This window comes from Streptomyces sp. NPDC047085, assembly GCF_040643735.1.
Lineage (GTDB): Bacteria > Actinomycetota > Actinomycetes > Streptomycetales > Streptomycetaceae > Streptomyces.
Map to the genome: position 1 here is coordinate 88072 of NZ_JBEYUW010000016.1, position 12166 is coordinate 100237.

At 72.7% G+C, this 12166-nt stretch carries 11 protein-coding genes; 5 read left to right on the top strand and 6 right to left on the bottom strand.

From position 1 onward, the window contains the following. Positions 1-222: 222 nt before the first annotated feature. Positions 223-1029, top strand: a complete 807-nt coding sequence (locus ABZ865_RS37025) for an SGNH/GDSL hydrolase family protein (RefSeq protein ID WP_361240209.1) — start codon at positions 223-225, stop codon at positions 1027-1029. Here the strand turns inward: ABZ865_RS37025 and ABZ865_RS37030 are convergent, their stop codons facing one another. The 4 genes from ABZ865_RS37030 to ABZ865_RS37045 form a co-directional block, all read right to left on the bottom strand. Then, complete coding sequence (locus ABZ865_RS37030; RefSeq protein ID WP_361240211.1) at positions 1030-2688, bottom strand: protein kinase; 1659 nt, start codon at positions 2686-2688, stop codon at positions 1030-1032. Between the two features lie 27 nt (positions 2689-2715). Next, positions 2716-4344: a nickel transporter gene (locus ABZ865_RS37035; RefSeq protein ID WP_361240213.1), complete on the bottom strand. Its 1629-nt coding sequence runs from the start codon at positions 4342-4344 to the stop codon at positions 2716-2718. Beyond that, positions 4341-5705: a tetratricopeptide repeat protein gene (locus ABZ865_RS37040; RefSeq protein ID WP_361240215.1), complete on the bottom strand. Its 1365-nt coding sequence runs from the start codon at positions 5703-5705 to the stop codon at positions 4341-4343. Before ABZ865_RS37040 ends, ABZ865_RS37035 begins: the two co-directional genes overlap by 4 nt. Before the next feature lie 127 nt (positions 5706-5832). Beyond that, entirely contained in the window at positions 5833-7374 is a 1542-nt protein-coding gene (locus ABZ865_RS37045) for a DUF4331 domain-containing protein (RefSeq protein WP_361240217.1), read from the bottom strand. 218 nt (positions 7375-7592) lie between these two features. On the opposite strand from ABZ865_RS37045, the gene ABZ865_RS37050 reads away from it, so the two are divergent. The 3 genes from ABZ865_RS37050 to ABZ865_RS37060 all read left to right on the top strand — a co-directional run bounded on the left by ABZ865_RS37050 (position 7593) and on the right by ABZ865_RS37060 (position 9373). Continuing rightward, the gene (locus ABZ865_RS37050; protein WP_361240425.1) at positions 7593-8135 is read left to right on the top strand and encodes a sigma-70 family RNA polymerase sigma factor; all 543 of its coding nucleotides are present in this window, start codon (positions 7593-7595) and stop codon (positions 8133-8135) included. Continuing rightward, positions 8132-8977 carry an anti-sigma factor gene (locus tag ABZ865_RS37055; protein ID WP_361240219.1) on the top strand — a complete coding sequence of 282 codons (846 nt, stop codon included), beginning with the start codon at positions 8132-8134 and terminating at the stop codon, positions 8975-8977. Before ABZ865_RS37050 ends, ABZ865_RS37055 begins: the two co-directional genes overlap by 4 nt. 126 nt (positions 8978-9103) lie before the next feature. Continuing rightward, positions 9104-9373, top strand: coding sequence for a hypothetical protein (locus tag ABZ865_RS37060; RefSeq protein WP_361240221.1), 270 nt, complete (start codon positions 9104-9106; stop codon positions 9371-9373). Positions 9374-9447: 74 nt separating this feature from the next. Here the strand turns inward: ABZ865_RS37060 and ABZ865_RS37065 are convergent, their stop codons facing one another. Then, positions 9448-10644, bottom strand: coding sequence for a CaiB/BaiF CoA-transferase family protein (locus ABZ865_RS37065; protein WP_361240223.1), 1197 nt, complete (start codon positions 10642-10644; stop codon positions 9448-9450). A 72-nt stretch (positions 10645-10716) separates the two neighbouring features. Here ABZ865_RS37065 and ABZ865_RS37070 point away from each other — a divergent pair, with 72 nt between their 5' ends. Further along, positions 10717-10995, top strand: coding sequence for a hypothetical protein (locus ABZ865_RS37070; protein ID WP_361240225.1), 279 nt, complete (start codon positions 10717-10719; stop codon positions 10993-10995). Here the strand turns inward: ABZ865_RS37070 and ABZ865_RS37075 are convergent. After that, on the bottom strand, positions 10992-12158 hold the full coding sequence (locus ABZ865_RS37075; RefSeq protein WP_361240227.1) for a type ISP restriction/modification enzyme: 1167 nt from the start codon (positions 12156-12158) through the stop codon (positions 10992-10994). The genes ABZ865_RS37070 and ABZ865_RS37075 overlap by 4 nt on opposite strands. Positions 12159-12166: the final 8 nt, after the last annotated feature.

Sequence of the window (12166 nt, forward strand, 5' to 3'; positions counted from 1 at the left end):
CGCACGACATTTCCACTGCTTGTTCATGGTGTTGCCCGGGGTGTTCCAAGACCTGGCTACAGCCCCGGGTTGACGGAACGTCAACGCTCCGGATGTGCGCGTCTCGTGGGCGCGGGGTGAAGGGCCTAGTTGAGGTCAAAATATCTTTGACATGGACACTTCCCCTCAACGCGCGTAGTTGCTACCACAGTTGTGGCAGAGATCCTGCTAAAGGGAGGTTCCATGAGACGTTCCCGATTTGCGGCATACGTGACCTCGCTCCTCCTCGCCACCGGCCTCGGCCTCACCGGGGCCGCCTCGGCGCAGGCGTCCTCGACGGCCGTGACCGGCGGCTACGTGGCCCTCGGCGACTCCTACTCCTCCGGAGTCGGAGCGGGCAGCTACATCAGTTCCAGCGGCAGTTGCGACCGCAGCACCAAGGCGTACCCGTACCTGTGGAACGCCGCGCACAGCCCGTCCTCGTTCGCCTTCAACGCCTGCTCGGGCGCCACGACGGACGATGTGCTCGCGGGCCAGCTGGGCTCGCTCAACTCCTCCACCGGCCTGGTGTCCATCACCATCGGCGGCAACGACGCCGGTTTCGCCGACGTCATGACGACCTGTGTCATCCAGTCCGACAGCTCCTGCATCTCCCGGATCAACACGGCGAAGGCGTACGTCGACTCGACGCTCCCCGGCAAGCTGGACGCCGTCTACAACCAGATCAGCGCCAAAGCCCCGTCGGCCCGGGTGGTCGTGATCGGCTACCCCCGCTTCTATCTGCTCGGACAGACCTGCCTCGGCCTCTCCGAGACCAAGCGGTCCGCCATCAACGGCGCCGCTGACTACATCGACGCCGCGATACAGAAGCGCGCCCAGGCCCACGGCTTCGTCTTCGGCGACGTCCGCACCACGTTCTCCGGCCACGAGATCTGCTCCGGCAACTCCTGGCTGCACAGCGTGAACTGGCTCAACATCGGCGAGTCGTACCACCCGACCGCGTCCGGCCAGTCCGGCGGGTACCTGCCGGTACTCACGAACGCGGCCTGATCAGGGCGAAGCCGAAGGAGATGCGGAGGCCCCGTCCGTCGGGGTCTCCGTCGACGTCGTACACGTCACCGAGAACGGCACCGCGTTCGACGTGGTCCGCACCGGACTGCGCACCTCCACGCTGATCTCGTTCTCCAACGTCCCGCTGTCGGGGTAGGCGGTCACCGTCACGGTCACCTGCTTGGTCCGCGCGCCGCCCGACGGGAACGCCAGCGTCTGCCATCCGGGATCCGACACCGATCCGTGCGCGAGCACCCACCGGTACTCCACCTGCGCCGGCAGCCGGCCGACCGTGAACGTCGCCGTGAACGTGGGCGCCTGCGCGGGCGGCGGCGGACAGGTGCCGTTGTACTCCGTGTACGAGCCCGCCAGCGTGACGTGCACCGACTGGGCGGGCTGCGCGCTCCGCGACGCGGCGCTGCTCGACGCGGGCGGCGGCGCCCCGGACTCCGCGTCCGTGGTGCCGCTCGGACTGGAGGAGTATGTGCTCTCGGTCGCCGTGCCGGACTGCGCGCCGGAGCCTCCGTCGCCGCTCCCGTTGTCACGGTCGAGCAGCGCGTACGTCAGCCCCGCCAGGGCCAGGACGACCGCGAGGACACCGGCGACCAGCACCGCACGGGCCCGCCGGTCGCGCACCGGATCCTCGGGCGCCGCCATGGGCGAAGCCGCGGTCCGGGGCTCCGGACGGCCCGTGGGCACGGGCATCGGCGGTGTCGGGGACAGCCGCGGGGACGGCTGCGGGGTGGGCCGGTGCGGCTGGGCCGCGACCGTCGGGGTGTACGGCGAGGCCGGCTGTGTGTCCGTACGGAGCGCCCCGCCCGCCGCGACCAGCCGAAGATCCTGCTCGGCCCGCTCGGCCGGCAGCCGTTCGCCGGGTTCCTTGCGCAGCAGCCCCGCGATGACGGGCGCGAGCGGCCCGGCCCGGCGCGGCGGCGGCAACTCGTCCTCCACCACGGCGCGCAGGGTGCTGAGCGGAGTGTCCTGCCGGAACGGGGAGTTGCCCTCGACCGCCGCGTACAGCAGCACGCCCAGCGACCACAGGTCCGACTCCGGCCCCGGGGTGCGCCCCAGTGCCCGCTCCGGCGCGAGGAACTCGGGCGAGCCGATCACCTCGCCGGTCATCGTCAGCGCGGAGCTGCCCTCGACCGAGGCGATGCCGAAGTCGGTCAGCACCACCCGGCCGTCGTTGGCCAGCAGCACGTTCGCCGGCTTCACGTCCCGGTGCAGCACCCCGACCGCGTGCGCGGCGCGCAGCGCGGCCAGCACCTCGGCACCGACGTGCGCGGCCCGCTGCGGCGAGAGCGGACCCTCCGCGTCCAGCTGGTCGGCGAGGGACAGCCCACGCACCAGCTCCATCACGATCCAGGGACGGCCGCCCTCCAGCGCCACGTCGTACACCGTGACCACGTTGCGGTTGGCGACCCGGGCCGCCGCCCACGCCTCGCGCTCCAGCCGGGCGTACATCCGCTCGACCTCCGCGGCGGGCAGGCCGGCCGGGGCCCGTACCTCCTTGACGGCCACCTCACGGTGCAGCACCTCGTCACGGGCACGCCACACGGTGCCCATGCCGCCCTCGCCCAGCGCGGACAGCAGTCGGTAGCGGCCCGCGATCACACGTTCTCGGCCCGGCTCTTCGGACACGGGCGCCCCCCACGGCATCTGGCGTGATTCCTCCCCAAAAGTAGCTCAGCCGAGCGCGGCTGTAGCCCCCCTGAACACCAATCCGGCACCCAGCACCACGACGAGCAACGCGGAGGCCAACGGCAGGGTCCGGCGCACCAGGACGGCCGCCGGGTGGACCGTCCAGCGCGGGCGCCGCTCCAGCACCCGGGTGACACCCGAACCCAGCCGTACGACGGCGAACCCGGCCGCCGTCAGCGTCAGCGCCAGCCCGGCCCCGTACGCCACGACGAGCAGCAGCCCGAACCAGGCCTGCCCGAGCGCCGCGGCGCCGACCAGCACGACCACGGCGGAGGGACTCGGCACCAGCCCACCGGCGAACCCGAGCAGGATCGTGCCGCGCAGGGTGGGGGCGGTGGGGTGGGTGTGGGTGTGGCCGCCGTGGGTGTGCTCGATGGCGTGGGCGTGGGGGTGCGGATGTGCGTGTTCGTGATGGTGCTCGTGGTCATGGTCGTGGCCATGGTGGTGGTGGCCGTGGTGCTGCTCGTGATCACGGGCATGCTCAGGGTCATCGTGGTGATGGTGATGGTGGGCCCCCGCGGGTGCGCCCACCGTGGCCAACTCGCGTTCCTCCACCTCCTCATGGACATGTGCCTGGACGGCCGTGTGCCCGTGCGCCCGGTCGCGCCAGGCCCGGCGTACGAGGTTCGCGCCCGCCCCGAGCACGAGGGCACCGCTCGCGATGCCCAGCCAGGCGATCACCGAGGGCGCCGCGGCGGAACCGGCCGTGACGAGCAGGCCCAGGGCGACCACGCCGAGGGTGTGCGTGACGGTGACCGAGGCGGCCAGGGGGAGCACGTCCTTCAGCCGGGCCCGGCCGCCGCGCGCGGCCGCCGTCGCGGCCATCAGGGTCTTGCCGTGCCCCGGCGCGAGGGCGTGCATCGCGCCCAGGACGACCGCGACGAGCAGGGCGAGCGAGGCGAAGCCGAGGGTCAGGTCATGGCGGGCGACCAGGTTGTTCAGGGCCTGGGTCCAGCGGTCGGCACCCCGGGGCAGGACCGAGGCGGCGGGCGCCGCCTCGTGTTCCGGTACGAGGGCGGGGCCGCCGGGGCGCACCCGCAGGCGGGCGGCGGAGGTGTCGGCCGGGGAGGAGAGCAACTCCTTGGGGTAGGTGGTGAGTTCGCGGGAGACCGAGTGCTTCGGCACGTCCGACTTCGTGAGCGTCATGCGGTCGCCCCGCGCGGTGATCTCCCGCCAGCCTGGCCCGGACGACGCGCCCGCGCTGTGGAAGCCGAGGGCCACCGAGGCGCCCTGGGGCAGCGAAGCCGTCTCGGCGCACTCCACCCGGAGGGTGTCGAGCCCGGCCTGCCCCGGCCGCAGTCGTGCCCGGCTGGACTCGACGGTGAGGGCGACCGGGCGGCCGTCGACGGTGAACCCGCTGCCGCGCGCAGCCTTCGCGCACCGCTGCCGGGCCCACTCGGCCAGGCCCAGCCGCTGGATGTCGGGCTTGGCCTGGGTCGCCGGGATCTCGGCGAGGTCCTCCACATGGTCGACACGGAGCTGCCCGGGCGCGACGACGAGCCCGTCGTACCGGTTGACGGTGAAGTTGCCGAGGGGGTGGGCGCTCGCGGTGCCGGCCGGGAGGAGCGCGAGGGCGGCCACGGCGATCAGGACGAAGGGGAGACGCAGCTTCACTTGGCGGCCTCCAGTGCCGTGCGGGCCTGGGCGGCACCCAGCGGCGAGAAGCCGGGGTTCAGCTCGAGGGCCGCCGCCAGGGACGCGCGGCCGTTCTTGCTGTCGCCCGTGGCCCGTTCGATGATGCCGCGGTGGTAGAGGAAGGCGGCGTTGCGGTAGCCGGTGGCCGTGGCGCGGCGGGCGTAGGGGAGGGCTTCCCGGTCGTGGCCGTTGACGTGCAGGGCCCAGGCGAGGGCGTCCGCGGTGTGCACGGTGTGGCGGCGGGCCCACTCGGCGCGGGCCGCGCGCAGGGCGGCGGCCTTGTCGCCGTGGTCGGCGGCGGCCAGCGCGGTGTCGAGGTCGGCGTCGACGCCGTTGGCGCGGGCGAGGGCGGTCCAGGCGTCGACGAGCGCGTACTGCTCGCGGGCCTTCGCCTTGTCGCCGGCCGCGCCCCGGGCCTCGTACAGCTCGCCCAGCTCGACGAGCGGGCCGGGCAGCGGATAGCGGGAGACCACCGTCTCCATGCCCTTGATCGCGTCGGCGCGCCGGCCGCTCGCCGCCTGTGCGCGGGCCCGCCCCTCCAGCGCGGGGAGGTAGTTCTCGTCGGCGGCGAGGGCGCGGGCGTAGAGGGTGAGCGCCGTCTTGTAGTCGCCCTGGTTCCAGGCGAGCTGGCCGAGCTGGGCGGCCACGTACGCGATGTCGCCGGGCGACGTGGCACCGGCGAGGGCCTGCTGGAGCACCCGCCGTGCCGTCGTCACGTCGCCGCGCAGTTCGCGCACGTACGCGTACCGCGTGAAGACCGGCACACCCGGCCTGCGGGCGTCGGCGGTGTCGGCGGCCCGCGATGCCTCGGTGTACCGGCCGAGTTCGACCAGCGCGTCGATCCGGGAGGACAGGGCGCGCTCGCTGTACGGGTTCCGTTTCAGGGCCCGGTCGGCGTAGGCAAGGGAGTGCTGGAAGTCGTGCCGGGCGGCGGCGAGGGCGGCCTGTCCGGCCAGCGCCTGGTCGTTGCCCGGGGCCAGCGTCAGGGAGCGCCGCAGCGCCTTCTCCGCCTGGGGGTACCGGGCCGGATCACCCTTGGTCCGCGCCTGTTCGACATAGGCCAGGCCGAGCGTGGCCCAGCTGCCGAAGTCCCGTGGCTGTGATCGGAGATGGGCCTGGAGGGCGGTGATGCTCGCGTCCAGGTTCCCGCTGCCGAGCACTCCGGGATCGACGGCGGCGGAGGCGGCCACCGGTGAGGCGGGCGTCCCCTCCCGCGCCGCCCCGAAGGCGATCGCCCCGCCGGTGAGCGCCACGGCCAACAGGGCGGCGCAGCCCCCGAGCTGGGCGCGCCGTCGCCACCGTCGCCCGCCGGTCTCCTCGTCATTCGTACGCGGGGCCATGCCCTCTCCTAGGTCGCCTGATGATCGCGATGCTCGCGATGGTCGCCTGGTCGTGTGTCGGAAGGGGGAAGGGCGCGGCCCGCCGTGGGGGAGAGAGGCGCGGGCCGCGCCGGTCGGTGGGGTGGGATCAGTACGGGCGCTGCATGCGGCGGCGCCACCACGCGAAGGCGGTGCCGATCAGCAGGATCCCGGCCGCACCCGAGGCCGCCGAGGCGGCGATGAGCATGGTGTTCCCGGAACCGCCGGACGACGACCCGGCCGGCTGGAGCGCGTCACCGAGCTGGCTGCGGACGTCCGCACCCGAGGTCGTGCCCTTGGCGAGCGGACCCCGCGAACCCGAGGTGGGCTGGGCGACGTACGGGAAGTACTTCTCGAAGCTCTTGTCGTTCTTGTCGACCGCGTCGCCCAAGTCGTTCTTGGAGCCGACCAGTTCGCCCTCCACGACCTGCAGTGCCTCGTCCACCACGTCGTCGGTGAGCCGGCGGCCGTTCGGGAAGCCCGCGTTGTCACCGTCGAGGACACCGAGCCGCTTGGGGTGCATGCTCGGCTTGATCGAGGTGTTCAGCCGCAGCTCCTCCGCCGGCTTCACGTTCGGCGGCTGGTTGAGGCCCTTCACGCCCTTGAGGAAGACGTCGACCAGGTCGTTGCGCGGCTCGGCGGGCGCCTTGATCTTGTAGATCCCCTCGATGAGCTTCGGCAGCTCGGGGTTGGTGACGTTCTTCAGGAACTGCCCGTCGTACCAGGGCTGGGACGCGTTGAACCTGTCCTTGTCCTTCTGCGGATTGACGACCTCGTTGACCAGCGGGTTGCCGAGGCGGGAGACCTGTGAGTAGTAGCCCTGGGCGTTGCGGCGCTGGGTGGTCGACCAGATGCCGACGACGGGCTGGTGGGCGGACTCGCGGATCAGGTCGTTGGGGACCTGGAGCGCGATCGTGTTGACGTTGTAGCCCTTGAGCGTGTCCCGGCCGACCTCGGTGAGGTTGCCGCCGTACAGCAGGTCGAAGACGCGCAGGTCCAGGAAGAACGGGTCGTCCGCCTGGCCGGCGAAGGTCGAGGCACCGCCCGCCGTCTTGTACACGGCCTGCGAGCGCAGCTTGGCGTAGTCCGGCATGGACGCCTTGCCGACGTTCGACGGAGCCACCGGTACGTCGTCCGCGAGCTTCGTCTTCGACATCACGTGCTGGTTCTTCAGCCGGATCAGGTCGATGTCGTAGGTCTGCGTGACGTTGAGGTCGGGGTCGTCCAAGCTGGTGACCGGACCGGTGTTGTACAGGAACGTGTTCCCGTTCTTCGTGTGCGTCTTGAAGGTGTAGCGGAAGAGCAACTCGCCCTGCGCGTCACCGTTGTTGTCGATGTGGATGTCGTACTGGGCGTCGTCCGCGAAGGTGTAGAAGTTCGGGCCGCCCGCCGGTTCCTCGAACGGGATCCAGTTGGCCACGATCGTCGTGGTGTCGGGCTTGTCCGGGCTGACGAACGCGTACAGGTCCGTGTTGTCGTACTGCGGGGTCCCGGAGATCAGCGGGGCTTCCCGGTGGGAGGAGGCGGAGGCCGCCCCGGGTTCCAGCGTGGCGACGCCGGCGGCTGCGAGCCCTCCGGCGGCCAGCGCACCACAGATGAGCGGGATCAGGCCCTTGCGTCCCCTGCCGCCCCTGGAGAAGAGAGGTGTCATGCCGTCCGTCCTCAGTGCCAACTTGCCTTTGACGGACGGGTATACGGAGCGGAGGGCGCGATCGGATTGGTCGGACGGAAAAAATCTTTTCACCGCCCCGGACCCGCGTTTTCGGCCCGCTGATCCGTATCACCCGCGGGAGGTGTGCGTTCGTGCGGATGCGTGGGGTCAGAGGCAGGGCCGGCTGCGGCCACGGAAGCCAGGTGAGGGGGGCCGGGGTGGAGGCGGACGAGCTGCTGGTGCTCGTGGCGGGCGGTGACCAGAAGGCGTTCGAGGATCTGTACGGACTGGTGTCCGGTCCGGTCTACGGGCTGGCACGGCGGATCGTGCGCGACCCCGCCCAGTCCGAGGAGGTGGCCCAGGAGGTGCTGCTGGAACTGTGGCGCTCCGCCGGCCGGTTCGACCCGCGCCGGGGCAGCGCCCTCTCCTGGATCCTCACCCTCGCCCACCGCCGGGCCGTCGACCGGGTGCGCAGCGCCCGCGCGGCCGGCGAACGCGAGCAGCGCGAGGCCCTGCGCGCCGGCGAACCCGCCTTCGACCACGTCGCCGAGGAGGTCGAGGCGGGCCTGGAGCGCGAGTGGGTGCGGCGCTGCCTGGACCGGCTCACCGCGCTGCAACGCCAGTCCGTCACCCTCGCCTACTACGACGGCTACACGTACCGTGAGGTGGCCGAGCGGCTGAAGCTGCCGCTGGGCACGGTCAAGACGCGGATGCGCGACGGACTCACCCGGCTGCGCGAGTGCCTGGGAGGTGCCGCATGAGCATCCTCGGCCGACTGCTGCGCCGCGAGGACCTGCACTCGCTGGCCGCGCCCTACGCGCTCGACGCCCTCGACCCCGGCGAACGGCGCCGCTTCGAGAAACACCTCAGGGACTGCGACCGCTGCGCCGCCGAGGTGCGGGACCTGTCCGAGGACGCGCTCCGCCTCGCCTGGTCCACCGCGGCGCCCGCCCCGGCCGTCCTGCGCGAGCGGGTCCTGGCCGCCGTCCGCACCACCCCGCAGGAGCAGACACCCGCGCCCGCCCGGGAGCGCGCCGGTGCCGGGGGCCCTGCCGGGCGCGCCCCCCAACTGCCCCCGCATGTCTGGGGCACGCAGCCCCCGCCGGGACGCACCCGTACGCCCCGGGCGCGCCCCCTCTTCGTGCCGCTCGCCACGGCGACCGCCGCCGCGGCCCTCGTCGTCGCCTCCCTCTTCGCCGTCCAGGCCGACCGGACACGGGACCGGCTCGACGCCGAGCGGGACCGGGCACGTGAGATCGCCCACGTTCTCGCCGCGCCCGACGCCCGCGCCGCCACCGGCCGGGACGCACAGGGGCGCAGCATCGGAGTGATCGCTTCCGTATCGGAGCGGCGGGCCGTCGTCACCCTCAGCGGATACGGCACCCCGCCCGGCGGCCGCGTGCACCAGCTCTGGCTCATGCGCCCCCATGCGCAACCACGCTCCCTGGGGCTCTTCGCGGGCGACACGCCCTTGGTCGCCAAGGGGCTCGAGAAGTCCGCGACGTCACTCGCCGTAACCGTCGAACCTGACGGCGGCTCAGCGCAACCCACCAGCCAGCCCGTTGTCCAACTCACCCTGAAAACGGTCGGATTCGGAGAGTAGTCAAATGTGGGTGATCAACGCCCTTACAGGGAAGGTGAATCCTGTGGGCGAGATACACGCGTGCCCCACTGGGGCGATAGGGTTACCCTGCCCGGGCCGGGTGGACTCGTACGGGTGGGGAGTGACATGGAACAGATAACAGTGCGCAGCAGGGCCAGGGTCCCTGCGATCACCTGCGGGAGCAGCGCGACCAGTTCGCGGCTCGACCGCCATCTGTCGGTGCTGGCGGGGCCCGCCATACCGCAGCGGGAGACGGTCGAGGCGACCTCGCTGATGCGTGAGCTGACCGCACGTGACACCGCGCACCAGCGCAGCGACCGAGGCAAGCGGGTCAGCCGGGTCTCCCTGTTCGCGCCCCTGCGCCGACTGCGCCGTTCGCTGTTCGGCGGACACTGAGCACACTCTGTTCGAGTCCCGGCTCGAACCCCGAGTGAACCGGCGTTCCCCCAGCATCCCTCCGGGGCCCGCGCTCAGGCCACCACACCGTCCCGGCGCATCGCTGCGATCTCGTCGTCCGTCATCCCCACGGCATGCAGCAGCGTCTCGGTGTGCTGTCCGAGCGCGGGCACATCACCCATCCGTGCCTCGTCCCCGCCCGGCAGCGTGATGGGAGGCAGCAGCGCCCTCAGCGGTCCGACCGGCGAACCCACCTCACGCCACCGCTCCCGGGCCGCCAGCTGCGGATGCGCCGCGAGCTCGGGCAGATCCCTGAGCCGGGCACACGCGATGCCCGCCTTCTCCAGCCGGGCCAGCGCCTCGTCGGCATCCAGCACACCCAGCGCCCCCGCGACCAGCTCGTCGGTCTCCGCTCGATTCGCCACCCGTGCCGCATTGGTCGCATACGCCGGATCCGTCCCCAACTCCGGTCGGCCTATGACCTGCTCGGCCAGACGCCGCCACTCCCGGTCGTTCTGCACCGACAACAGCACGCGCCCGCCGTCACCCGTCGGATAAGCGTCGTACGGCGCGATGACGGCGTGGGCGAGGCCGGTGCGCGCCGGGGGCTCACCGCCGTGCATCGCATGGTGCAGCGGATGCCCCATCCACTCCGCGAGCGCCTCCAGCATCGACACCTCCACCGGCCCGCCCCTGCCGGTCGTGCCGCGCCGCACCAGCGCGGCCAGCACGCCCGAGAACGCGTACATGGCCGCCGCGATGTCCGCCGCCGGGACCCCCGCCTTCACCGGCTGCTCGGCCGTCCCCGTCACCGACACCAGCCCGGCCTCGCACTGCACGAGCATGTCGTACGCCCGCTTGTCCGCGTACGGCCCGCCCGCGCCGTACCCGGAGATGTCCACGGCGATCAGCCGCGGATGCGCGGCGCACAGCGTGGCGGCGTCCAGCCCCAGCCGGGCGGCGGCCCCGTGCGCGAGGTTCTGCACGAACACGTCCGCCTCCGCGACCAGCCGCCGCACGACCTCCAGACCCCGCGGATCCTTCAGATCCAGGGCGAGGGACTCCTTGCCCCGGTTGCACCACACGAAGTGCGAGGCGAGACCGCGGGCGGCGGTGTCATAACCACGCGCGAAGTCGCCCCCGTCCACCCGCTCCACCTTGATGACCCTGGCCCCCAGATCGGCGAGCTGCCGCGTCGCGAACGGCGCGGACACGGCCTGCTCGACGGCGACGACGGTGATGCCCTCCAGGGGCAGCGGGAGATGATCCATGGGGTGGATGATGTCCTCTGACCGGCGGTTTTGTCAGCAGTGCGGCACCGAGCCCGAGGGAAGGGTGGGCTGATGCGGTACTCCGGCGGCCTGAACCACGAGCGCGCGGAGCGCCAACTCGCCCTGCTAGCCGAGGGCGCGGGTGGGCCCTGGGCCGGGACGCCCTGGCCCGAGGGGCTGCTCGATGCCGCGACGGGGCGCATAGGTGGGCTGGCGGTGCCCGTCGTCAGCCCACAGGCACAGATCGAGATCAAGCGGATGATGCCCGTCTGGGATCCCTCACGGCCGCGCCGGGCCAAGGACGCCGAGGACATCGCGCGGTTGGAGGCCGGCCTGCGCCGGCATGGCTAGAGGAGGGCGAACTGGCCTTCCGGGCCCTCTTCCTGGTGGTCCAGGACGGAGGCGGGGCGGCGGGAGGGAGGGGGTGCAGGGAGGATGCCCGCGTTGTGGAGGTCGGCCGTGGTGAGGGGTGAGGTGATTTTGAAGTCGGCGCGCTGGGGGCGGAGGTCGGCCAGCAGGGCGAGGACGGTGATCAGTTCCAGCAGCTCCGACGTCCAGGGCTGGGGCCAGGCCGGAGGGCGTATCGCGGCGAGGGAGCCGGGGGTGGCCGGGGACGTGCGGGCGGTGAACCAGGCTTCCAGGACGCGGACGCCGGCCACTTCGTAGTCCCAGGCCTCAGGTGGGACGGGGGAGATGCGGCCCTCGTCCAGGTGGAGGGTCTCCTCGTCGCGGTCGTAGTGGAGGGTGAGGGGCCGCGTGGGCAGGGGTGCGCGGACGTAGGGGCGGCGGCCGCCCGGCAGCTTGGGGCGCTCGCCGTCGCGGCGCATCAGCCACAGCATGCGGCGGCCCGACTCCACGCCCCGGTGCCACACGTCGGCGTCCTCGGTGAGCGGGACCGTGAGGTCGGGGCGGACCACGGCGAGGATCCAGGCCAGGACGTCCAACGGGGTGGGGCGTTCGCCGAGCCGGGCGCCCAGGTGGTCCAGCAGGCCCGGGGCCAGGTTGGGTTCGGTGCCGCCCGGGCGGCGGTACAGGGGGCGGATGCGGCCCATGCGGAGGGTGGGCAGGTGGGCGGTCGCGAGGAGGGGGGTGTCCTCGGGGGCGGCCTCGGCGCCCGTCTCCACCACGAACACCTGCCGCTCGTCCGCCACCCGCCACAGCTCCGGGCGGGCCGTGTCGATCAGCCGGTGGTCCGGGATCAGCCACTGCTCGTCGAAGGGCGCCGCCAGCACCCGTACCGGCTGCGCGCACGGGCCCTCGGCGCGCGCCAGCCGCTCGGTGCCGGTCGCCTGGCCGGGCAGCTGGCCCACCGCCGAGTGCAGCGTGCGGGAGCGGGTCGGCTCGAACAGGGCCTCCCGGTCGGGCCCTTCGGCCTTCAGCAGGGCCTCCCAGCGGGCCTTCAGGGATGCCGGGTCGGGTGCCGTCGGCCAGACGCGGCCCGGCCGCAGCGGTGCGACGGACCACGGCATGAGGTCCGCCAGCGGCGGAGCGTCGTCGTGCGTCACGCTGGGCATCGTACGGC

What these genes read in the sequence shown, in the direction of transcription:
- ABZ865_RS37055 (WP_361240219.1), top strand. Translation starts at nt 8,132, where the DNA reads ATGAGCATCCTCGGCCGACTGCTGCGCCGCGAGGACCTGCACTCGCTG.
- ABZ865_RS37065 (WP_361240223.1), bottom strand. Translation starts at nt 10,644, where the DNA reads ATGGATCATCTCCCGCTGCCCCTGGAGGGCATCACCGTCGTCGCCGTC.
- ABZ865_RS37025 (WP_361240209.1), top strand. Translation starts at nt 223, where the DNA reads ATGAGACGTTCCCGATTTGCGGCATACGTGACCTCGCTCCTCCTCGCC.
- ABZ865_RS37070 (WP_361240225.1), top strand. Translation starts at nt 10,717, where the DNA reads ATGCGGTACTCCGGCGGCCTGAACCACGAGCGCGCGGAGCGCCAACTC.
- ABZ865_RS37040 (WP_361240215.1), bottom strand. Translation starts at nt 5,705, where the DNA reads ATGGCCCCGCGTACGAATGACGAGGAGACCGGCGGGCGACGGTGGCGA.
- ABZ865_RS37060 (WP_361240221.1), top strand. Translation starts at nt 9,104, where the DNA reads ATGGAACAGATAACAGTGCGCAGCAGGGCCAGGGTCCCTGCGATCACC.
- ABZ865_RS37030 (WP_361240211.1), bottom strand. Translation starts at nt 2,688, where the DNA reads ATGCCGTGGGGGGCGCCCGTGTCCGAAGAGCCGGGCCGAGAACGTGTG.
- ABZ865_RS37045 (WP_361240217.1), bottom strand. Translation starts at nt 7,374, where the DNA reads ATGACACCTCTCTTCTCCAGGGGCGGCAGGGGACGCAAGGGCCTGATC.
- ABZ865_RS37075 (WP_361240227.1), bottom strand. Translation starts at nt 12,158, where the DNA reads ATGCCCAGCGTGACGCACGACGACGCTCCGCCGCTGGCGGACCTCATG.